Source organism: Brevibacterium sp. CCUG 69071, assembly GCF_021023135.1.
Lineage (GTDB): Bacteria > Actinomycetota > Actinomycetes > Actinomycetales > Brevibacteriaceae > Brevibacterium.
The window spans coordinates 311125-332257 of record NZ_PGFV01000003.1 but is presented as its reverse complement, the minus strand read 5'-3'; the positions used below and the strand labels follow the sequence as shown (position 1 = coordinate 332257).

General features: G+C 65.0%; 17 protein-coding genes. 13 read left to right on the top strand and 4 right to left on the bottom strand.

Annotated features, from left to right (window positions below):
- Nucleotides 1–97: 97 nt before the first annotated feature.
- The 7 genes from CV023_RS10715 (at nt 98) to CV023_RS10685 (ending at nt 9170) form a co-directional block, all read left to right on the top strand.
- Nucleotides 98–1033 (top strand): carbohydrate ABC transporter permease, encoded by a 936-nt coding sequence (locus tag CV023_RS10715; RefSeq protein WP_230745594.1) that lies wholly within the window; start codon nt 98–100, stop codon nt 1031–1033.
- Nucleotides 1030–2061, top strand: a complete 1032-nt coding sequence (locus CV023_RS10710) for a carbohydrate ABC transporter permease (RefSeq protein ID WP_230745592.1) — start codon at nt 1030–1032, stop codon at nt 2059–2061. Before CV023_RS10715 ends, CV023_RS10710 begins: the two co-directional genes overlap by 4 nt.
- A 93-nt stretch (nt 2062–2154) precedes the next feature.
- Nucleotides 2155–3483, top strand: a complete 1329-nt coding sequence (locus tag CV023_RS10705; protein ID WP_230745591.1) for an ABC transporter substrate-binding protein — start codon at nt 2155–2157, stop codon at nt 3481–3483.
- A 38-nt stretch (nt 3484–3521) separates the two neighbouring features.
- Complete coding sequence (locus CV023_RS10700; protein ID WP_230745589.1) at nt 3522–4646, top strand: ABC transporter ATP-binding protein; 1125 nt, start codon at nt 3522–3524, stop codon at nt 4644–4646.
- A gap of 37 nt (nt 4647–4683) precedes the next feature.
- Nucleotides 4684–5427 (top strand): M50 family metallopeptidase, encoded by a 744-nt coding sequence (locus CV023_RS10695; RefSeq protein ID WP_230745587.1) that lies wholly within the window; start codon nt 4684–4686, stop codon nt 5425–5427.
- A gap of 260 nt (nt 5428–5687) precedes the next feature.
- Complete coding sequence (locus CV023_RS10690; protein WP_230745585.1) at nt 5688–6365, top strand: HAD family hydrolase; 678 nt, start codon at nt 5688–5690, stop codon at nt 6363–6365.
- A 210-nt stretch (nt 6366–6575) separates the two neighbouring features.
- Nucleotides 6576–9170 (top strand): HNH endonuclease signature motif containing protein, encoded by a 2595-nt coding sequence (locus tag CV023_RS10685; RefSeq protein WP_230745583.1) that lies wholly within the window; start codon nt 6576–6578, stop codon nt 9168–9170.
- 73 nt (nt 9171–9243) lie between these two features.
- Here the strand turns inward: CV023_RS10685 and CV023_RS10680 are convergent, their stop codons facing one another.
- Nucleotides 9244–10827: a nucleobase:cation symporter-2 family protein gene (locus CV023_RS10680; protein ID WP_230745581.1), complete on the bottom strand. Its 1584-nt coding sequence runs from the start codon at nt 10825–10827 to the stop codon at nt 9244–9246.
- Between the two features lie 614 nt (nt 10828–11441).
- On the opposite strand from CV023_RS10680, the gene CV023_RS10675 reads away from it, so the two are divergent.
- Entirely contained in the window at nt 11442–12821 is a 1380-nt protein-coding gene (locus tag CV023_RS10675) for an 8-oxoguanine deaminase (RefSeq protein ID WP_230745579.1), read from the top strand.
- 95 nt (nt 12822–12916) lie between these two features.
- On the opposite strand, the gene CV023_RS10670 is transcribed toward CV023_RS10675, so the two are convergent.
- On the bottom strand, nt 12917–13402 hold the full coding sequence (locus tag CV023_RS10670; protein ID WP_230745577.1) for a hypothetical protein: 486 nt from the start codon (nt 13400–13402) through the stop codon (nt 12917–12919).
- A 145-nt stretch (nt 13403–13547) separates the two neighbouring features.
- Between CV023_RS10670 and CV023_RS10665 the strand changes: the two genes are divergently transcribed.
- A complete protein-coding gene (locus CV023_RS10665; protein WP_230745576.1) occupies nt 13548–13997 on the top strand; it encodes a DUF2871 domain-containing protein in 450 nt (149 codons plus the stop codon).
- A 145-nt stretch (nt 13998–14142) separates the two neighbouring features.
- Here the strand turns inward: CV023_RS10665 and CV023_RS10660 are convergent, their stop codons facing one another.
- Both CV023_RS10660 and CV023_RS10655 read right to left on the bottom strand, forming a co-directional pair.
- Complete coding sequence (locus CV023_RS10660; RefSeq protein ID WP_230745574.1) at nt 14143–14994, bottom strand: MerR family transcriptional regulator; 852 nt, start codon at nt 14992–14994, stop codon at nt 14143–14145.
- A gap of 133 nt (nt 14995–15127) precedes the next feature.
- Complete coding sequence (locus CV023_RS10655) at nt 15128–15886, bottom strand: FadR/GntR family transcriptional regulator (RefSeq protein WP_230745572.1); 759 nt, start codon at nt 15884–15886, stop codon at nt 15128–15130.
- A 166-nt stretch (nt 15887–16052) separates the two neighbouring features.
- On the opposite strand from CV023_RS10655, the gene eat reads away from it, so the two are divergent.
- From eat to CV023_RS10635, 4 genes are read left to right on the top strand one after another with little or no spacing between them, the layout of a single operon-like run.
- The gene (gene eat, locus CV023_RS10650; protein WP_230745570.1) at nt 16053–17489 is read left to right on the top strand and encodes an ethanolamine permease; all 1437 of its coding nucleotides are present in this window, start codon (nt 16053–16055) and stop codon (nt 17487–17489) included.
- A 39-nt stretch (nt 17490–17528) separates the two neighbouring features.
- On the top strand, nt 17529–18947 hold the full coding sequence (locus tag CV023_RS10645; protein ID WP_230745568.1) for a glutamine synthetase family protein: 1419 nt from the start codon (nt 17529–17531) through the stop codon (nt 18945–18947).
- Nucleotides 18928–19740 carry a gamma-glutamyl-gamma-aminobutyrate hydrolase family protein gene (locus tag CV023_RS10640; protein ID WP_230745566.1) on the top strand — a complete coding sequence of 271 codons (813 nt, stop codon included), beginning with the start codon at nt 18928–18930 and terminating at the stop codon, nt 19738–19740. Before CV023_RS10645 ends, CV023_RS10640 begins: the two co-directional genes overlap by 20 nt.
- Nucleotides 19737–21107 carry an aldehyde dehydrogenase family protein gene (locus tag CV023_RS10635; RefSeq protein WP_230745563.1) on the top strand — a complete coding sequence of 457 codons (1371 nt, stop codon included), beginning with the start codon at nt 19737–19739 and terminating at the stop codon, nt 21105–21107. Before CV023_RS10640 ends, CV023_RS10635 begins: the two co-directional genes overlap by 4 nt.
- Nucleotides 21108–21133 lie beyond the last annotated feature (26 nt).

Here is a 21133-nt window from a genome sequence, read left to right as displayed (position 1 = left end):
TGTTCAGCGACAGCGGAGTCGCGGTTCATCCTGCCTGGTGACAATGACCGAGGTCGTCCAGCCGGACGGCCGGAGTCGACCGAGGCGGAGGATGGGAATGAAGGCAGCGCTCACCCCGTCCGAGGTGCAGGATCCGCCCGCGCAGAAGGCGGCACGGCATCGCCGAGGTGTGCGCGAGTGGGCGACGTTCCTCGCCTTCCTCGCCCCGAACGTCCTCCTCATCCTTGCGTTCATCTACTACCCGCTGGCCTCGAACATCTACTATTCGATGCTCGACTGGCGCCTCGGAGCGGCCAGCGCGGATTTCGTCGGACTGAAGAACTACCTCACTCTCTTCACCTCGCCGACCGGGCTCGATATGTGGCGGGTGACGCTGATCTTCACGATCAGCACCGTCGTCATCTCGATGGCGATCGGCCTGCTCCTCGCCCTCGTGCTCAACCGGAACATCCCGGGACGGACCTTCGCCCGCACCGCCGTCTTCTCGCCCTATGTGCTCTCCGGGGTCGGGGTCGGCATGGTCTGGAACTTCATCTTCGATCCGCAGATCGGTCTGCTCTCCCACGTCTTCGCCTTCTTCGGGGCGAACTCGCCGGACTGGTACCTGGACAAGAATCTTGCTCTCGTCATGGTCATCGTCGTCTACATCTGGAAGAACCTCGGCTACTGCGCGGTGGTCTACCTGGCCGGACTGCAGTCGATCCCGAAGGACCTGCTCGAGGCCGCGGCCATCGACCACGCCGGTCCTGTGCGCCGCTTCTTCACGATCAGCTTCCCGCTGCTGGGTCCGACAACGTTCTTCCTCATCATCACCACGATCCTCTCCTCGATGCAGGCCTTCGACATCCTGCGGATCATGACGCCGACCGGACACGGGACGAACACCATCGTCTTCGAACTCTTCCTCCAGGGCTTCGGCGTCTACCAGCGGGCAGGCTACTCCGCGGCGATCTCGGTCGTCCTCTTCCTCGCGCTCTTCATCATCACCACGGTGCAGATGCGCTTCGTCGAGCGGAAGGTCCACTACGCATGAGCGTCGAATCCAGGAACGAAGCGAACCCCGGCGCCGAGGCGGGGGCTGGGAATGCGGGCATCATCGCAGGGACCGGGGCAGGGGTTGCCAGGACCGGGGCAGATACCTCCGGCGCTGTCGCCGGGGTCTCCGGGACCACCTCGGCGCGGGGTGGATCGGGTCGATCCGGCCGAGGCCCCGCCTGGCGCGAGGCCTTCACCCCACGGCATCTGGGTGAGACGATCCTCACCGGCTACCTGCCGCTGCTCATCGCGCTCGCGGTCATCGTCCTGCCGCTGGTGTGGATGGTCATCGCCTCGTTCAAACCGCCGGGCGAGATCGTCACGCTGACCCCGACCCTGTGGCCGCAGGAGCCGACGGCGGACAACTATGCGGCGGTCGCCGATCGCGTGCCGCTGGGACGGATCCTGCTCAACAGCATCATCGTCACCGCCGTCGGCTCGCTCATCAAGGTGGTCCTGGCGATCACCTCGGCGTATGCGCTGGTCTTCATCAAGGTGCGGTTCAAGAACATCATCTTCCTCGGCATCCTCGTCGCCCTGATGGTTCCGCCCGAGGTCGCGCTGCTGCCGAACTATATGACGATATCCGCCCTCGGCGGGCGCAACACCCTGTGGGGGATCCTGCTGCCGGGACTGGGCACGGCCTTCGGAACGTTCCTGCTGCGGCAGCAGTTCAAGACCCTGCCGATCGACATGCTCGAGGCCGCGGAACTCGACGGCGCGGGCCACTGGAAGAAGCTGTGGAAGATCGTCGTCCCGGTCTGCGCACCGGCGATCGCCACCGTCGCCCTGGTCACGATCGTCACCGAGTGGAATTCGTTCATGTGGCCGCTGGTCATCACCGACACCCCGGAGAACATGACCTTGCCGGTCGGGCTCAACCTGCTCCAGTCCGTCGAGGGGCAGACCGGCAGCTACGGCTACCTCATGGCAGGCGCCGTGCTCGTCATCGTGCCCGTCCTCATCGTCTTCGCCGCCCTCCAGCGCCACATCGTCTCGGGCCTGACCCAGGGCGCGGTGAAGTAGTGACCAGCACCTGAACCATCCCAGCCAACCTGAACCAGTACAGCCAACCTGACCATTCCAGCCACCTGAACCACCGCTCTCAAGGAGAAGAACATGTCCCGCACCAGCAAGCGCTTCGTTCTCGGCGCATCAATCCTCGGTCTCGCGACGCTCGGCATGAGCGCCTGCGGACCCAGCGTCGGTTCGGATTCCGCTGCGGAGACCGATGTCGACTACTCGGATGTTGAGCCCGCCGACAAGATCACCTTCTGGACGAACCACCCCGGCGGGTCCATGGACATCGAGAAGCAGATCGTCGCCGACTTCAAGAAGGAGTCCGGCATCGACGTCGAACTCGTCACCGCGGGGGCGAACTACGAAGAGGTCTCGCAGAAGTTCCAGACCGCGCAGAACTCCGACGAGGTCGGCGACATGGTCGTCGTCTCCGATGCCACCTGGTTCACGAACTTCGCCAACGACTCGCTGCTGCCCGTCGACAAGGTCCTCGAATCCGCCGAGTCGGACACCTCGACCTACCAGGAGACACTGTTCGACGACTACCTCTACGAGGACGCCCACTACGCGGTGCCCTACGCCCGGTCGACCCCGATCTTCTACTACAACAAGGACCACTACAAGAAGGCCGGACTCGATGACAAGGCCCCTGCCACCTGGGAGGACGTCAAGGCCAACTCGGAGAAGCTGCAGGAGAAGAAGACCGCGAAGTCGGCACTGAGCTACCCGAAGGAAGACGCCTACCCGGCGTGGATCCTCGGCAACATGGTCTGGGGCTACGGCGGCGGCTGGAGCAGCGACTGGGACATGTCGGCGATGACGAGCCCCGAGACCGTCGAGGCCGTCCAGTTCGCGCAGGATTCGACGAAGGACGGCTGGGCGAACGTCTCCAGCGGCGTCCCCGAGGATGACTTCGCCGCCGGTGCGACCAGCCAGGTGCTCGGTTCGACCGGTTCGCTGGCCGGCATCCTCGAATCCGCTGACTTCGAGGTCGGCGTCGGCTTCCTGCCGGGCGGACCGAAGGAGACCGACAAGGTCGTGCCCACCGGCGGTGCCGGCGTGGGGATCTCGGCGAAGTCGAGCCCGGAGGAGCAGCTCGCCTCGGCGATGTTCCTCGATTACCTGACGAACTCCGAGAACACGGCCACGTTCTCCGAGGGCACCGGCTACCTGCCTGTGCGCACGGACGCCGATATGAGCAAGGTCTACGAGAAGACCCCGCAGTTCGAGGTCGCGGTCGACCAGCTCGAGAAGACCCGCACCCAGGATCCGGGCCGAGTGCTCCTGCCCGGCGGTGACACGACGATCGCGAAGTCGCTGCAGAAGATCCTCACCTCGGATGCCGATGTCACCGAGGAGCTGCAGGGCGCCCAGGACGAGCTGCAGGGCCTCTACGACAACGATCTGCCGGACAAGCTGAAGAACTGAAGCCACCTTCCCGACGACAAGACACAGGAGACCGCACGATGGTCAACGTCACCCTCACAGATGTCAGCCTGAGCTACCCGCAGGCCGAGACCCCCGCGGTTGCGGGGTTCGATCTCGACATCGCCGACGGGGAGTTCCTCGTCCTTGTCGGTCCCTCGGGGTGTGGGAAATCGACGACGCTGCGGATGCTCGCCGGTCTCGAGCACCCCACGTCCGGACGGATCGTCTTCGGTTCCCAGGACGTCACCGAGGTGGGGGCGAAAGACCGGGACGTGGCGATGGTGTTCCAGTCCTATGCGCTCTACCCGCACATGAGTGTGGCCGGCAATCTCGAGTTCTCCCTGAAGAACGCTGGCGTGCCCAAGGCCGAGCGGGTGACCCAGGTCGAGACGGCCGCGGCGATGCTCGAGCTCGATGGTCTGCTCGATCGCAAGCCGCGCGAGCTCTCGGGCGGGCAGCGGCAGAGGGTGGCGATGGGCCGTGCGCTGGTGCGATCGCCGCAGGTCTTCCTCATGGACGAACCGCTGTCGAACCTCGATGCGAAGCTGCGCGTGCAGACCCGTGCGCAGATTGCTGCGCTGCAGCGCAAGCTCGGCGTGACCACCGTCTATGTCACGCATGATCAGACCGAGGCGATGACGATGGGGGATCGGGTGGTGGTGATGAATGGCGGCCGGATCGAGCAGGTCGGCACCCCGCGTGAGCTCTACGATCACCCGCGCTCGCTGTTCGTCGCCGGGTTCATCGGCTCGCCGACGATGAATCTGCTCAATGCACGCCGGGCCGAGTCGGGGCTGGTCGTCGGCGACGCTCGGGTGCCGCTCGTTCGGAATGCTGCCGACACCCCCGCCGAGGTGGTCCTCGGGGTCCGCTCGGAAGACCTGCGTCCCAGCGGCGAGAGCGAAGCGGCCCTGGCTCTCGACATCGATCTCATCGAAGAGCTGGGCTCGGACACCTATGTCTACGGGTCGCTGGCCCGGACCGAGGGCGGCGGTTCAGCGGACATGGGCGGGACCGGAACGGTCGGCCACCTCGGCGAGCGTCCTTTCGTCGTCCGTCTGCCGAAGGGATCGACGCCCAAGCGCGGGGATCGGATGTGGCTGGCTCTCGACCCGGAGCGCGCCCGGATCTTCGACCCCGAGACTCAGCTGGCTATCGCCTGAGGACGCCGCTCAGGGTTGATTCATAGACTTGGCGGCTATGGATCTGAAACAGGGAGCGGCGACGTGGTGGGAGGCCATCACGTCCGGATTCGGGCGTCAGGACGGCCTCGAACTCGATGTTCTGCGACTCGTCCTCGTGGTCGGCATTCCCCTGGTGGTGACGCTGACGCCGGGAGTCTGGCGCTTCTTCGGGATGTTCGTGACCTTCGTGCACGAGCTCGGGCACGCTTTCGCGGCACTGATGACGGGGCGTGTGGTCAAGGGAATCTCGCTGAACTTCGATCATTCCGGGCAGATGAACTCCTTCGGCCGGGTCGGCTTCTCGGCCACCTGGGCCGGGTTCTGGGGATATCCGGCACCCGGCGTGCTCGGATTGGTCCTCATCACCTCGGCGGTGTTCGGCTGGGCGCCTTTGGCTCTGTCGATCGGGGCCCTGATCCTGTTGGTCGCGCTCATCTTCATCCGCAATGTCGCCGGTGCCGTCATCGCCGTGATCACGGCCGTGGCGGCGCAGCTCGTCGTCGTGTTCCTGCCGCTCGAGTGGATCTCGGTGTTCGTGGCCGCACTGGGCACGGCGCTGGCCATCGGCTCGCTCAAAGACCTCGTCAAGGTCATCCGGGTCCACACGCGCAGGCGCGGTGTGCAGCAGTCCGATGCCTATATCCTCAGCCGAGGTTCGAGCCTTCCAGCCGGGGCTTGGCTGACACTGTTCGCCCTGGTCATCGTGGCATGTGCGCTGGGGTCCGGATGGATTCTGTATTCGGCGCTCGCGCTCGGGTGAGTGCTGAGGTCGGGTGGGGCTGAAGTCGCCCATTCTGCGCGCGGTCGGCGGAGATTCGCGGTCGCCTGTTCTGCTCACACCGAACCGCTCATTCTGCTGACACCTGAATCGCCCGATCTGCGCGGCCGAACCTCCCAATCTGCGCGCGGCCGAACCGCATGTTCTGCGTGCGGTCGAACCGCCCATTCTGCGTGCGGTCGGCTCCGTCCGCCCCTCGGGTATCCGAACCTCGCGTCAGTGCCGAGTGAGACAATCAGGACATGACGCCGAAGCCGAGATATGCCGCCGTTCTGTTCGACAGCGATGGAGTCCTCGTCGAATCCGAGAGCATCACGAACGAAGTCCTGCGTGAGATGCTCGCGGACCTCGGGTGGCAGCTGTCGCGAGAAGAGTCACTGGCACGTTTTGTGGGCAAGATGCTTCGGGACGAGGCCGATGTCATCGAGGAGCACACCGGATACCGCATCGATGCCGACTGGCTGTCCGAGTTCCGGCAGCGTCGCAATGTCGCGCTCGAAGCGTCCCTCAAGGCGATTCCCGGTGTGGTCGAGGCCGTGCGTGAGCTGTCTCTGGCCTATCCGGGAAAGCTTGCGTGTGCGTCGAGTGCGGATCGGCCGAAGATCGAACTGCAGCTGAAGAAGGTCGGTCTGTTCGAATCGTTCGAGGGCAGGATCTTCTCCGGCATGGAGCTGCCGCGCTCGAAGCCTGCCCCCGATGTCTACCTGGCGGCTGCCGATTTCCTGGAGGTCGACCCCGCCGAGGCGGCTGTGATCGAAGATTCCCCGACCGGAGTCATCGCCGGAGTTGCGGCGGGTTCGCATGTTCTCGGATTCAGCCCGGATTCCTTGGTTCACCAGAGTCCTGAGACGCTGCTGGCGGCGGGGGCGGCCGAGGTGTTCACCTCGATGGATGATCTGCCGGAGCTGCTCGTGGAGTAGGGCGAGGACGGAACAGCGTGGGCTCGTGCCGCCGACCGCTGGGCGGAACCGATGTTCGTGAGTGCGTTCTCCCTGCCTGAAAGTCGATCATTCATTTGAATGATATGTGATTGTCGTTCGATTGTTTACCGAATTGTGACATTCATTCTTCGCAATCATTAGTAGACTGGATAAAAGCACCCACACCGTCGTGGAGAGCAGGTGAAACCGATGAAGGATCCAGATGATCCTGGTACCAAAGGCCCCACCCCTGCACCCGAACCTGACCCGACTGCATCGCCCGAAACCACATCGTCCGAACTGGTCCCCGACACCGGACAGATCGGCAATGTCATCGATCCGCCCACAGTGGGGCCGGACTCACCGCGTCGCCTCGATGTTGCTCCGGACTCGCTGTTGGCCGTCCTGGCACATGTGGTGAAGGCCTCGACGATGACGCAGGTGATTGAGTACCAGGCCATCGGCAACGTGTTCATGGCCGAGACGATCCAGCAGCTCAACTTCGCCGCCAACGGGGTCGACGGCCTCTATGACTACGCTTCGTTCACCGACACCGTCGAACGATTCCTCTTCGTCGAGGCAGCCAAGGAAGATGTCCCGGATCCCGATGCGCCGTCGCCGCGGGAATCGTATCGAAGCAAGCTCGATGGTCTCCGCGCACTCTTGGCCGCAGACGGTGCGGCTCCCGCTGCCGAGGTCGTCACCGAGTCGGAGTTCGAAGTCGCCGGTGAAGTCGAGACAGACCAGGATGTCGAGGCCGACCGGGAAGCCGCTGCCGAGGTGGAGGGAGTCAAAGCTGATACGGAGGCGGAGAAGCTCGAGGCTGAAGTTGAGGCTCCCACTGAGTCCGAAGCCGGCCCTTCGCTCGAGCCAGTTCGTGAACTGCCGATCTTCCCCCGGTTCCGTCTCGATCAGACATTCTCCGGATGGGTGAGAGGTCTGGCGGAGACCGATGACATCGCCGAATTCACCACTGTGCTCGGCGCGACGATCGATCACGCCTACGGCAGAATCACCACGGCCATGATGCTCAACCACGGCCTGCCCCGGTTTTCGGCCCGGGTCTTTGCGGGCGAGTTCACCATCGAACACCTCGACGCTGTTTCGAGGGCCGCCAGGGATCTCAAATTCGAGCACTTTCCGTTCCTCGACGCCTACCTGGCCCAGCGCCGTGCCGATGTCACGATTGAGACGTTCCGCAGGTCTGTGAACACGAAGGTCGCCGCTCTTGAGCCCGTTGAGGACAGGCTCAAGGAAGCGTCGAAGCGTCGGCGTGTTGACATCACGACCTATCCGGACGGCACTGCGGCCGTGACTCTGTCGGGTCCTGCTGCGGAGCTCAAGGCGTATTTCCTTCGGTTGGAGGCCTTCGCGAGAGCGATCGCGTCGGGCCAGATCGCCGAGTTCACCACCGAGGATACGTCGAGTATGGATGTGGTCGATGAACGGAGCATCAATGCCCTCATGTTCGACATTTCGACCCGCACTCGGCCTCAGCTGACGATCGAGGTCACCACTCACGACACCACCACCGGACAGACGACGACCGACGAGATCCCCCTCAACATTCCCGAATCGAAAGAGACCAGCCCGGTGGGAATCGTCGCCGCGGCTCGCGACCAGGCCGATGCGGCACGTGCCGCGGCCGAATCCGCAGCGAATATCGAAGAGGCCGCGAACACCGGGACTGCCGAGACCGGTGTCGCCGACGGCGAGGTCGCCGAGACCGGAACCGAACATGGTGCGGTGAAGGTATCGACGACCATCAATCTGGTTCTGCCGACACAGGGGCAATGGATGGCCGGACAGGGCAAAATGCTCGTCACCGTTCCATTCCTCACCCTCGCCGGAAATGCCGAACTGCCCGGCGTCTTCTCCGACGGCGCCCCGGTCCCGGCCGACGCGGTACGCGCCATCGCCAAGGAATGCCCGACCTGGACGAGGATCCTCACCGACCCCGCCACCGGGACCCCGATCGATGCGAAAGCCACCAACTACGCCATCCCCGCATCCGTGCGGAGGGTCCTGATTGCGAAGTGGCAGTCATGCACCACCCCCGGATGTACCCGCCGAGCCGAGACCTCCGAGATCGATCATCTGATCTCGTACGATCACCAACGCCCTGACCAGGGCGGACTGACGACATTCATGAATACCCACCCCCTCTGCAAACAGCACCACCAGGGGAAGACCGACCGCAGATACAGTGTCCGCAAGACCTCGGACGGGTGTGTCGAATACGTGTTCAAACACGGAGTGACCACGAATGTGGCACCGGCAGATCAGCCGATCAATGTCGAACATGCCAGGCTTATCGAGAAACTGGGACGGCCGCCTGATCCGGATGGTTCTCCCGGATCGGACGCACCTCCCGATTCGGATGATCCTCCCGATTCGGATGGGCCACCACCCGGACCAGATGCTTCACCACCCGGACCGGGCAGCGGGCCACCGACTGGATCATCGCCGTCACCGGGCACGAGCCCTCCAGCATCAGCGACGGACCCGCTACCTCGGACAGGGGCAGCCCCGCCCGATGGCACCGATACCCTCTTCGACGCTTCGGTTCGACCTCCACGGACACCCAATCCGAGAGTTCGTCCGCCGGGCAGGGAGGGTTGGTCGTCCGGGAAGGAAGACCGATCGCCGGGCAACGAGTATCGCCCACCCGAACAGTCGAAGAGATCCACAGGGCGACGGAGTCGCAGGGTCGCCAGGGAATCAGGGAAATCGATCGATCCCTGGTCCGCGAACGGACGATCGCATGACTCCTACTGGAATCGCGACGAACCCCCACCCTTCTGAACGCACTTCGCTGAGGCGACGACATCGACGGCAACGTCGACGGAGGCATCGCCTCAGCGGAATGCTCGGGTACTCAGACCTCGTCCTCCTGGATCACACGGCGGACGTCGTCCTGGGTCTTGACTTCGCCGTTCTTGGCCGCTTCGATGACCTTCTCGTGCTGTTCGTCGGTGACGACGGGGACCTCTTCGCCGTTGCAGTCGACGATCTTGCCGTCCTTGACGGTATCGCCCTCGGTGAGAATCGCCTCGTGATCGACGAGTCGCTGCAGCTCTTCCTTGCGGATGACTCGGCCCGTGCCTGCGACGAATACCGAGCGATCGGAACGGTCCTTGGACTTGGCTCCGATGTGATTGAAGACCAGGTTGAGCAGCACCGCCATGAGCGTCGCCGAAGAGATGCCCGAGTGCAGGATGATGCCGACCCAGGAGGGGAACGAGTTGTAGAAATCGGGCTCGACGACCGGAATGATGCCGAAGGCCAAGGACACGGCTACGATGATCATGTTGAGGTTGCCTTCGTACTCGACCTTCGACAGGGTGCGAATGCCGGACGCGGCGACCGTGCCGAACAGGACGATCCCCGCACCGCCGAGCACCGGAGAGGGAACCGCCGCGACCACGCCGCCCATGACCGGCAGCAGGCCGAGGACCAAGAGGATCACACCACCGGCGGTGACGACGAAGCGCGACTTCACACCGGTGATCGCAACGAGTCCGACGTTCTGCGCGAAGGCGGACTGAGTGAACGAATTGAACACCGGCGACACAGCTGAAGACAGCATGTCGGCGCGCAGGCCATTGGATATCCGCTTCGAGTCGACCTTGGTCTTGACGATCTCGCCGACGGCGATGATGTCGGCAGTGGTCTCGGCGAAGGTGACGATGATGACGATGAACATCGAGATGATCGCCGCCGCGGAGAATGTCGGCCAGCCGAACGCGAAGGGCTCAGGGAAGGCGAAGATGCCGCGAGCGAAGACCTCCGAGAAGTCTGCCCATCCGAAGATCGCGCAGACGATGGTGCCGATGACGATTGCCAGCAGAATTGAAAGACGAGAGACCGTCGCAACTGGAATCCTGCTGAGGATGAGCACGACTGCGAGGGTGCCGACGGCGATGAGGATGTTGCGTGCGCTGCCGTAGTCGGCCGCCTCGGCGTTGCCGCCCATCGCCCACCCCGCCGCGACCGGCATGAGTGAGAGTCCGATCGTCGTGATGACGGTGCCGGTGACCACGGGCGGGAAGTACTTGACGATGAGGGCGAATGCCGGAGCGACGACGAGGCCGATCACCGAGGCGACGATGACGGAACCGAAGACCGCCGGGAGTCCGTCCCCACCGGCGAGGATCGAAGTCATCGTCGCGACACCGGCGAAGGACACGCCCTGAACCAGGGGCAGCTGGGACCCGAAGAAGGGGACGCCCCAAGACTGCAGTATCGTCGCCAGACCACCCATGAACAGGCATGATGCGATGAGGATGCTGATGCCGTTGGGGTCGAGCCCGGCCGCGTTGCCGATGATGAGCGGCACGGCGATGATGCCGCCGTACATGGTGAGGACGTGCTGAAGTCCGTAGGCGAATGAGGATCCGACGGAGAGGCGCTCGTCCTCCGGACGGAGTGCCTTCTTCGTGGACTGTTTGGGTGCCGACATCTATCTCTCCGTTGAGCTCTGCCGAATCGTCTGATTCGGTTCTCTCTGCGCCGATGGCCACGAAGAGTCAGGACTGACGCTTCGACGCCGCGCATCGGGAATCGGTGATCTCATATCTGCGGCTTCCTCAACCATCATCACAGCTATAACGATGTTCAAAGCGATAGCCAAGAAAATCTTTCCAAGATATGAAATCTTATTTCCTTATCGCAAAACTTTAGGGGAATTGCGGTCTGACTGCAACCCATTTTCGTGAGCCGCGACACATGCTAGAGTGCAGTCTTGCCGGTATGCCATTCCGGCGCAAACCCTCGGGACAGATCTTCGCCGCCGTGTGTGGACGAAACTGTGAGGGCAAAGTCTTCGGACAGAGCCTGGTATCCCGAACGGCGGAGCAGCAGACGCCGGAAAACCTGAGCTGGAGGCGATGGCCCCAGCGTTGTCGCCGCACGTCGGGCCCGGCAGACGCGGTCCCGACCGGATCCGAACCGAAAGGCGACCTGATGTCCTTCGACCCGCAATCTGCACCTGGCACACCCGCACCCGCTGCTGCCACACCCGCACCCGCTGCTGCCACACCCGCACCCGCTGCTGCCACACCCGCCACTTCGGCCGTGTGGCTCCGTGACCCACTCGCCGTCCACCTCGGCGCCGGCGTCGATCCGGGACGAGCAGCGCGGGGGATCGTCGTCGACCGGGCGACCGGAACCATCCTGGAGCTCATTCCCGCAGGTGGGGAACCCGCCGGGGGAGTTCAGTCCGTTGGTGAGATCGTCGACGCGAGCGCTCACGTGATCACCCCCGGGCTGATCAACACCCATCATCACTTCTATCAGACCCTGACGCGGGCCTGGGCCCCGGTCGCGGATCTGCCGCTGTTCGGGTGGCTGACGAACCTCTACCCGGTCTGGGCCCGGCTGACTCCGCGCGCTCTCGAACTCGCCACCACCGTTGCGATGGCCGAACTCCTCGAATCCGGCTGCACGACCGCCGCCGATCATCACTACCTGTTCCCGACGGGGATGGACGATGCGATCGACATCCAGGTCGACGTCGTGCGGAAGTTGGGGATGCGGGCGATGCTCACCCGCGGGTCGATGTCACTCGGGGTGAAGGACGGCGGACTCCCGCCGCAGCAGACCGTGCAGGACGCGGAGGTCATCCTCGCCGACTCCCGCCGCCTCGTCGAGACCTACCACGAACGCGGTGCGGGGGCGCAGGTGCAGATCGGCTTCGCCCCTTGCTCACCGTTCTCCGTGACCACCGAACTCATGCGTGACAGCGCGATCCTCGCCGAGGAGCTCGACGTCCGCCTGCACACCCACCTGGCCGAGACTCTCGACGAGGAGGACTTCTGCCGGGAACGCTTCGGCCTGCGGACGGTGGACTACCTCGAATCGGTCGGGTGGCTGGGTGAACGAGCCTGGCTGGCGCACGGTGTGCACTTCGACGATGAGGAGATCACCCGCCTCGGCGAGGCCGGTGCCTCCGTGGCCCACTGCCCGACCTCGAATATGCGTCTGGCCTCGGGCATCGCCCGTGCCGTCGAACTCGAGGATGCCGGGGTCAACGTCGGACTCGGCGTCGACGGATCCGCCTCGAACGATGCCTCGAACCTCATCCGCGAGGTCCGACAGGCTCTCTACATCCAACGTCTGCGTTACGGCGCCGAGGCTGTCACCTGCGCTCGCGCACTCGACTGGGCGACCCGCGGATCGGCGGCGGCGCTGGGACGCGAGGACATCGGCCGCATCGAGGTCGGCAAGCAGGCCGACCTCGCGATGTTCCGCCTCGACGGTCTCGCCTTCTCCGGTTCCCACGATCCGATTCCGGCCCTCGTGCTCTGCGGCGCCGAGAAGGCAGATCGGGTGATGGTCGGCGGGCAGTGGCGCGTGCTCGACGGCAATGCCGTCGGTGCGGATGGCGCTCCGATCGACAAGGAGGCGCTCATCGCGGCGCACCAGGAGGAGGCGCGGCGGCTCGTCGCCGGCTGAGGCCGGACGACGATCAGGTTCGGCCGGTCCCGTAGATCCGACCGCCCGGCCCGCCGCCTCGCCGACCGGCCTGCTGGCACTCCGACCGGCCCTGCTCAGTCCTCCGGTTTCCGGAACACCTCACGCATGTGATCGCTGGTGAGGAAGTCGCCGACGCCGATCATGACGAGACTGAAGACGATCTGCTCGGTGATCATCCACACGGGATAGAGGCCCGGGATTGCGGCCATGACCAGGGTGATCACCGGGAAGATCTGCGTGAACAGGCGCAGCCTCTGGTAGCCCCAGTAGTACCCCTTCGTCGCGCGCCAGAAGAAGTAGAACAGTGTTGCCGTCATGCCGAGGACGACGACCGTGCGCATCCACACGGCGAAGGGCACGGGGTCGCCCGACTGGGAGATGATGACGGCGACGACGACGGCGCCGAACCCGAGCACCAGCTCGAAGGACAGCAGCCACGTGATCCACCGGAATGCGGTCCTCGTCTTCGGCAGGCGGAGTCCTTCGGGCGCGACGAGGATGCCGGCCTTCTTCCCGCCGGCGAGGCGATCGATCTTCGCAAACACATTGTCCGAAACCATGGCCCCAGGCTAACCCCGCGTATGCCTCATCGCCCGCGAATTCGGGCTTCGGAGGCCTGTGAGACGAAACATCAATCGAAAGTTGGGGATGGAGTTCAATCCTCTTGGTCAGGATCGCGCGAGCAGATCCTGATGAAGTGGAACCATGAAGAAAATATTCAACGCAGCATTCGCGCACATGATCATCGGCGTCCTCTCCGGGCTGTTCTACCGAGAGTTCACCAAGGCCAACGACTTCCCGGAAGGAGACTTCACGCAGCTGGGTCTCGTCCACACCCACCTGCTCACCCTCGGCTTCATCGTCCTGCTCATCGTCCTCGTCCTCGACAAGGTCTTCGGGCTCTCGGGCACGAAGCTGTTCTCGTGGTTCTTCTGGACCTACAACGCAGGCGTCGTCCTCACCTCGGCGACGATGGTCTGGCACGGCATGCTCACCGTCCTCGGCCAGGAGTCCAGCGCCATGATCGCCGGAATCGCCGGCCTCGGCCACATCGCACTGTCCGTGGGCATGGTTCTGCTCTTCCTCGCCCTGCGCAAAAAGATCGTCACCGACAAGGCCGTGACCACGGCATCGGTCGGATCGCTGGCCGACTGATCCGGCACTGACACCAGTTCACCCGCACCCCCGCCGAGGTGGGGCCCGGGCCCGCACGACACGACGTCATCGTCGTGGTGCGGGCCCGCTCTATGTCCGCGGACTCCGGGCTTGGGCCCGGAGGCGCACAGTCCGATTGACCTCGTCAGGCCGAGATCGGCTGCTGCAGTTCGACGATCCACCCCGACTGATCGGAGTCGTCGGTGCCGTCTCCGGCCTCGAGGTAGATCTCCCGGCACGGGCCGCTGAGCGCATAGCCCTGGACGATGCACCACTCGGAGAGATGCTGCCAGCTGGCGCCGATGCGACTCATCGTTCCCTTGTGGATGAGGGTCGCGGCAGTACAGGCGGCCAGTTCTGTGATCTCGAGTGCATGGCCCGCAGTACCACCCGGCACTGTGCCGTCGTCCGATCCCGTATCGTCGTCCGCGGCCGTGTTCGTGCGGTAGCCGCAAGTGACTTCGGTGCCCGATTCGACGTCGGAATAGAGGGCGACTCCGATGTTCGGATCGCCTCCGGACTCGGCGATCTCGGCCGCCACGGCTCCGAACAGCGGGCCGATCTCTGAGGTGTCGAATGGTGGTTCGCCGAGGCTGACGGTCCGTCCGAGGATTCTCTCCGCAGGCAGTTCCTTGATGATGATGTCAGGGTGTTCCATGGTCGTCCTTCCGATGAGTGCCAGCCGAAACTCGACATCGGCCAGCTTGGCGGCCGCGGCCGACTGTTCGGCGCGCAGCTGTTGACGACGAAGGCGCAGCATGTCGACCAGACCTGCGGTGCTGAGGTCCGAGTCGAGCAGCACGGCGATCTTCTTCAGCTCGATGCCGAGCGAATTCAATGCCATGATTCTGTTCAGTCGTGGCAGCTGTGCCACCGAATAGCTGCGATGGCCGTTGAACCTGTCGACCGTCTCGGGGGCGAGCAGTCCAAGCGACTCATAGTGGCGCAGCATCCGCACCGAAACCTGACCGAGCCGGGCGAAATCACCGATCTTCATCGTCTGTCCTGCCTGTTCCCTTGGGCCTTCTGCCTCGTCGTCACTGCCATTGACTCACCTGTCACTGTGTCAGGTTCAAGCGAGCAGTCGAGCTCACCGAGCAATCGCGCCCTTGGAGCAATGATCCGCGACCTCACTGCTGTTCGAGGAAGCCGCGCAGAAGCTGTTCGGTGCCCTCCGCGTGCTGGGCGGCCAGCTCGGCGGCTCGGTCGGCATCGGAGTCGAGGATCGCCTCGACGAGGGCGCGATGCTGAGAGCACGAGTGGTCGACGTTCGTGTGGATGAAGGGGATCCGATCGAGCAGGGCATTGACCCGTGAGCGAGTGTTCGCCGAGGCTGTGACCAGTGACGGCACCCGTGTGAGTTCGGTGATGGTGAGGTGGAAGCGGGCATCGAGGGCGCGGAACCTCTCCGCCCCGTCATCCGGCTCGACCAGTGCAGGACTGTCTGCCGGATCGCCGAGTGCGGCCCGGCATTCCTGCTCGGCAGCGCGCAGGTTCGCGATCTCCTCCGCGGTGAGCTCGCGTTCGGCCGCGATCCGCGCCGCGGCCGTTTCGAGGATGTGCCGGAACCTCACCGCATCGTCGAGCTCGACCGGATCGATCCGCTCCTCCGTGTCGGCACTCGGCAGGCGAGTGACGAAGGTCCCTCCGTATCGGCCGCGCTGAACCGTGACGATGCCCGCGGTCTGGAGTTCACCCAGCGCCTGCCGCAGAGTGGCCCGCGAGACCTTGATCCGAGCGGCGAGCTCCCGCTCGGCCGGCAGCTTGTCGCCGACGAGATACTGGCCGAGCCGTATCGCGCGCAGCAGCTCGGCGATCGTGTGCTCGAAGACATTGCCCCCGCGTCTGGGTGAGCCGCTCAGACGACCGGTGCTCTCATCGTGATCCACCGACACCCCCTTCATCGACTCGCCTCATTCTGATTCTCTGTCAGATTCTCTCGCAGAAACTCCTTGACACTGCGCTGTGATCCATATTACATTCGATTCAGTTCAATGGTCTGAATGTGATCCATTGAATTTTCGCACCGATCATCCCAGGACGCTGAGGGCGGCTATGAGCAGAAACATCGAATACGGCAATGTCGATGACAACTATCTTGAGAAGAGACAGCTGAAGAAGGGCGCAGCCGGCTGGATCCTGCTCGCCGGGCTCGGAGTCGCCTACGTCATCTCCGGCGACTTCTCCGGCTGGAACCTCGGCCTGGCCGAGGGCGGATGGGGCGGACTCCTCATCGCCTTTCTGCTCATGGGCCTGATGTATGTGTGCATGGTCTTCGGTCTCGCCGAACTCTCCTCCACCCTGCCGACCGCCGGCGCCGGCTACGGCTTCGCCCGCCGCGCCCTGGGACCACTCGGCGGATTCGCCACCGGCATGGCCATCCTCATCGAATACACCATGGCCCCCGCGGCCATCTCGACCTTCATCGCCGGCTACGTCCAAGCGCTGGGAATCCTCCCCGCCTCGGTGCCGGTGTGGACCATCTACCTCGTCGCCTACGCCGTCTTCGTCGGCATCCACCTGTGGGGCGTCGGCGAGGCCCTGCGGCTGATGTTCGTCATCACCGCCATCGCGGTCGTCGCACTCATCGTCTTCGTCGTCGCCGCCATCGGCCACTTCGATCCGAGCAACCTCTTCGACATCGAACCCACGGCCGCCCTCGGCTCGAGTTCCTTCCTGCCCATGGGCATCTCCGGACTGCTCGGCTCCCTCGTCTTCGGCATCTGGTTCTTCCTCGCCGTCGAAGGAGTCCCGCTGGCCGCCGAAGAATCGGCCAACCCCAAGCGCGACATGCCGCGCGGCATCATCACAGCCATGGCGATCCTCGTCATCTTCGGCGCGCTCATGCTCACCCTGGTCCCCGGTCTCGCCGGCTCCTCGGCGATGGGGGAATCGGACAATCCGCTCCCCGAGGCGCTGCGCACCGCCTACGGCGACAACTCGGCCCTGGCCACCTTCGTCAACTGGGCGGGACTGGCCGGACTCGTCGCCAGCTTCTTCTCGATCATCTTCGCCTACTCCCGTCAGCTCTTCGCCCTCTCCCGAGCCGGCTACCTGCCCAAATGGCTGTCCCTGACCGGAAAGCGCAAGACCCCGGTGCTCGCACTCATCGTCCCCGGCACGATCGGCTTCATCCTCGCCATCCTCGTCGAAGGCAACGGGGGAGTCCTCCTCAACGTCGCGGTCTTCGGAGCCACTGTCTCCTACGTGCTGCTCAACCTCTCCCACATCCGCCTGCGCATCAAGGAACCCGAGCTGACCCGCGGCTATCGGACCCCCGGCGGCATCGTCACCACATCGATCGCCCTGGTGCTCGCCTCGGTGGCCGTCATCGCCACCTTCTTCGTCGACATCTTCGCCGCCGGCATCGCCGCCGCCGTCTTCCTCGTCGCGCTCGCCTACTTCTGGTTCTACTCCCGCCACCACCTCGTGGCCAGCGCCCCCGAGGAGGAGTTCGCACAGATCGAGGCCGCCGAGAAGGACCTCAAGTGACCTCAAACGACCCCGCTCACAACAGCAAAGGAACGACGCATGACAGAGATTCCGGTCCCCATTTCTCCCACCTCGCCGCAGCGCACCCCGAACGGATCAAAGCAGGCCGAACCGCTCACCGTCGATGAGCTCCGCCGACTGGCCGATGAGGGCGCCATCGACACCGTCGTCGTCGCCATCACCGACCACATGGGTCGCCTGCAGGGCAAACGCCTCGGCGCGCAGTTCTTCCTCGAGGACGTGATGGACCACGGCTCGGAGTGCTGCAACTATCTGCTCGCCGTCGACGTCGACATGAACACCGTCGACGGCTACGAGGTCTCGTCCTGGGAGACCGGCTACGGCGACATGGTGATGAAGCCGGATCTCGCCACGCTCCGCGTCGTCCCCTGGCAGCCGGGCACGGCCATGGTCAACTGCGATCTGCTCACGACCACCGGCGCCGAGGTGGCTCCCTCCCCACGTCAGATCCTGAAGAGGCAGTGTGAGCGCCTCGGCGAGCATGGGCTCAGCGCCCACGTGGGCACCGAACTCGAATTCATCACCTTCGACTCCTCCTATGAACAGGGCTTCGCCTCCAGATACACCGAGGTGGCCCCGTCGAACCAGTACAACGTCGACTACTCCCTGCTCGGCACCGCGCGGGTCGAACCCCTGCTCCGCGACATCCGCAACTCCATGGCCGGGGCCGGGCTCTTCGTCGAAGGCGCGAAGGGCGAATGCAACTTCGGCCAGCACGAGATCACCTTCCGCTACCAGCCGGCGCTGAAGGCCTGCGACGACCATGCGGTGTATAAGAACGGAGCGAAGGAGATCGCCGCCCAGCACGGGAAGTCGATCACCTTCATGGCCAAGTACGACCAGAAGGAGGGCTCCTCGTGCCACATCCACCTGAGCTTCCGCTCCGCCGACGGAGATATGGTCATGGCCGGAGATCGGGACCACGGATTCTCGACCCTGATGGAGCACTTCATCGCCGGACAGCTGGCCTGCATCGAGGACTTCACCTACTTCTTCGCCCCGAACATCAACTCCTATAAGCGCTTCGTCGAAGGCTCCTTCGCGCCGACGGCCGTGGCCTGGGGTTTCGACAACCGAACCTGCGCCTTCCGGGTCGTCGGATCCGGTCCTTCGCTGCGCGTGGAATGCCGCGTCGGCGGGGCCGACCTCAACCCCTACCTCGCCACCGCGGCCCTCGTCGCCGCGGGACTGCACGGGATCGAGAACGAACTCGAGCTGCCGGCGATCACCGAAGGCAACGCCTACACCGCAGGCGCCACGCGCCTGCCGACCACCCTGCAGGGAGCCCGCGACCGGCTCGAGAACTCGCAGATCGCCAGGGACGTCCTCGGCGCAGACGTGGTCCGGCACTACGTCCACGCCGCCGACATCGAACTCGCCGACTACAATGCGACCGTCACCGACTGGGAGAGGATCCGTGGCTTCGAACGACTCTGAACCCGTCATCGCCATCAGCTGCTATCTGCAGCAGGCACGGTGGGGAGTCTGGGACACCGAGGCGGCCCTCATCCCCGCCGACTACGTGCGAATGGTCAGCGCGTGCGGGGCGATCCCGGTCCTCCTGCCGCCGCACGGACAGGCGCCTGCGGTGCTCGATCGGGTCGACGGGCTCCTGCTGGCCGGCGGGGCCGACGTCGACGCGGTCGCCTACGCGCAGGAACCGCACGCTCTCACGGTCTCCCACCCCTTCCGGGACGACAGCGAGACCATGCTGCTGACCGCCGCGCGGCAGCGAGGACTGCCCGTGCTCGGCATCTGCCGCGGACTCCAGGTGATCAACGTCGCCGCGGGCGGCAGCCTGATCCAGCACCTGCCCGAGACTCTCGGGCACTCCGACTACCAGCCGAGCCCCGGCGTCTACGGCGAGGTCACGGTGACCACCGAACCCGGGTCGCTGGCCAGGGAGATCCTCGGGGAGACGACGACGGCACCCTGCTATCACCATCAGGGCGTCGACCGCCTCGGCGAGGGACTCGTGGTCACCGGGCGCAGTCCCGAAGGGCTGATCGAGACTATCGAACCGGCTTCGGCAGTCGACGGGACGCCGCCGGAAGAGGAGGCCGGGTGGCTCCTCGCCGTGCAATGGCATCCCGAGCACGACCCCGCCGACAACCGAGTCGTCCGAGCCCTGGTCGATGAGGCCCGGCGATACGCCCTGCGATATGCCCGGCGTCGAGGATCCGACGGCGCCTCGACACCCGCGACAGACATGAGGAGAGAACAGCTTTGAGCACATACACGGTGATCAACCCCGCCACCGAGGGGCCGATCGAGGAGGTCGAACTCGCCGACCTCGCGGCCACGGACGCCGCGATCGCGAAGGCGGAGAAGGCATTCGAGACCTGGCGGAACGTTGCCCCGGCCGATCGCGGAAGGATCCTGCGCCGCTTCGCCTCGGCGGTCGACGGCGCGATCGACGAACTCGCCGCGCTCGAGGTCGCCAATGCCGGTCACACGATCTCGAACGCGACCTGGGAGGCGGGCAATGTCCGCGACGTCATCGACTACTACGCGGCGGTGCCCGAGAGGCTCTTCGGGCGGCAGATTCCCGTCGACGGCGGGGTGAACATCACCTTCGCCGAACCGCTCGGCGTCGTCGGTGTCATCGTCCCCTGGAACTTCCCGATGCCGATCGCCGGCTGGGGATTCGCCCCGGCCCTGGCCGCCGGCAACACCGTCGTGCTCAAACCCGCCGAGATCACCCCGCTGACGGCGATCCGCATCGGGCAGCTCGCCCTCGAGGCCGGCCTGCCCGAAGGAGTGCTGACGATCATCCCCGGCAAGGGATCCATCGTGGGGGAGCGCTTCGTCACCCACCCGAGCGTGCGCAAGGTCGTCTTCACCGGCTCCACCGAGGTGGGCAAGAAGATCATGGCCGGGTGCGCCGACCAGGTGAAGAACCTGACCCTCGAACTCGGGGGCAAGAACGCGAACATCGTCTTCGACGACGCTGACATCGCCGGTGCCGCGGCCGCCGCCCCCGGCGGCGTCTTCGACAACTCGGGACAGGACTGCTGTTCGCGCTCCCGGCTTCTCATCCAGCGCGGCGTCTATGAGGAATTCATGGCCGCACTCGAGGAGTCCGTCTCGGCCTTCAGCTGCGCCGATCCCAGCCTCCCGGACACGGACATGGGACCCTTGGTGACCGCGGCACACCGGGAGAAGGTCGCCGGCTACGTCGCCGCCGGCGAGGTTGCATTCACCGGATCCGCTCCGGACGGTCCGGGATTCTGGTTCCCGCCGACCGTGCTGCGGCCGGCCACCACCGCCTCGGCGGACTTCACCGAGGAGATCTTCGGACCCGTGCTCTCGGTCGTCCCCTTCGACACCGAGGCCGACGCTCTGCGCATCGCCAACGACACCGAATACGGACTCTCGGGCTCGATCTGGACGAACGACCTCGACCGGGCGATGCGGGTCTCCCGGGGTGTCGAGGCGGGCAACCTCTCGGTGAACTCGCACTCCTCGGTCCGCTACTCGACGCCCTTCGGCGGGTACAAGCAGTCGGGACTCGGCCGCGAGCTCGGCCCCGATGCCGTCGCCGCGTTCACCGAGGTCAAGAACGTCTTCTTCGCCACCCGACCCGTCGGCCGCTGACCGGCGCCGACACCCATCGAACCGAC

Bases quoted from the DNA above. Each gene is read 5' to 3' on its own strand.
- CV023_RS10715 (WP_230745594.1), top strand. From the start codon at position 98: ATGAAGGCAGCGCTCACCCCGTCCGAGGTGCAGGATCCGCCCGCGCAG.
- CV023_RS10710 (WP_230745592.1), top strand. From the start codon at position 1,030: ATGAGCGTCGAATCCAGGAACGAAGCGAACCCCGGCGCCGAGGCGGGG.
- CV023_RS10705 (WP_230745591.1), top strand. From the start codon at position 2,155: ATGTCCCGCACCAGCAAGCGCTTCGTTCTCGGCGCATCAATCCTCGGT.
- CV023_RS10700 (WP_230745589.1), top strand. From the start codon at position 3,522: ATGGTCAACGTCACCCTCACAGATGTCAGCCTGAGCTACCCGCAGGCC.
- CV023_RS10695 (WP_230745587.1), top strand. From the start codon at position 4,684: ATGGATCTGAAACAGGGAGCGGCGACGTGGTGGGAGGCCATCACGTCC.
- CV023_RS10690 (WP_230745585.1), top strand. From the start codon at position 5,688: ATGACGCCGAAGCCGAGATATGCCGCCGTTCTGTTCGACAGCGATGGA.
- CV023_RS10685 (WP_230745583.1), top strand. From the start codon at position 6,576: ATGAAGGATCCAGATGATCCTGGTACCAAAGGCCCCACCCCTGCACCC.
- CV023_RS10680 (WP_230745581.1), bottom strand. From the start codon at position 10,827: ATGTCGGCACCCAAACAGTCCACGAAGAAGGCACTCCGTCCGGAGGAC.
- CV023_RS10670 (WP_230745577.1), bottom strand. From the start codon at position 13,402: ATGGTTTCGGACAATGTGTTTGCGAAGATCGATCGCCTCGCCGGCGGG.
- CV023_RS10665 (WP_230745576.1), top strand. From the start codon at position 13,548: ATGAAGAAAATATTCAACGCAGCATTCGCGCACATGATCATCGGCGTC.
- CV023_RS10660 (WP_230745574.1), bottom strand. From the start codon at position 14,994: ATGAAGATCGGTGATTTCGCCCGGCTCGGTCAGGTTTCGGTGCGGATG.
- eat (WP_230745570.1), top strand. From the start codon at position 16,053: ATGAGCAGAAACATCGAATACGGCAATGTCGATGACAACTATCTTGAG.
- CV023_RS10645 (WP_230745568.1), top strand. From the start codon at position 17,529: ATGACAGAGATTCCGGTCCCCATTTCTCCCACCTCGCCGCAGCGCACC.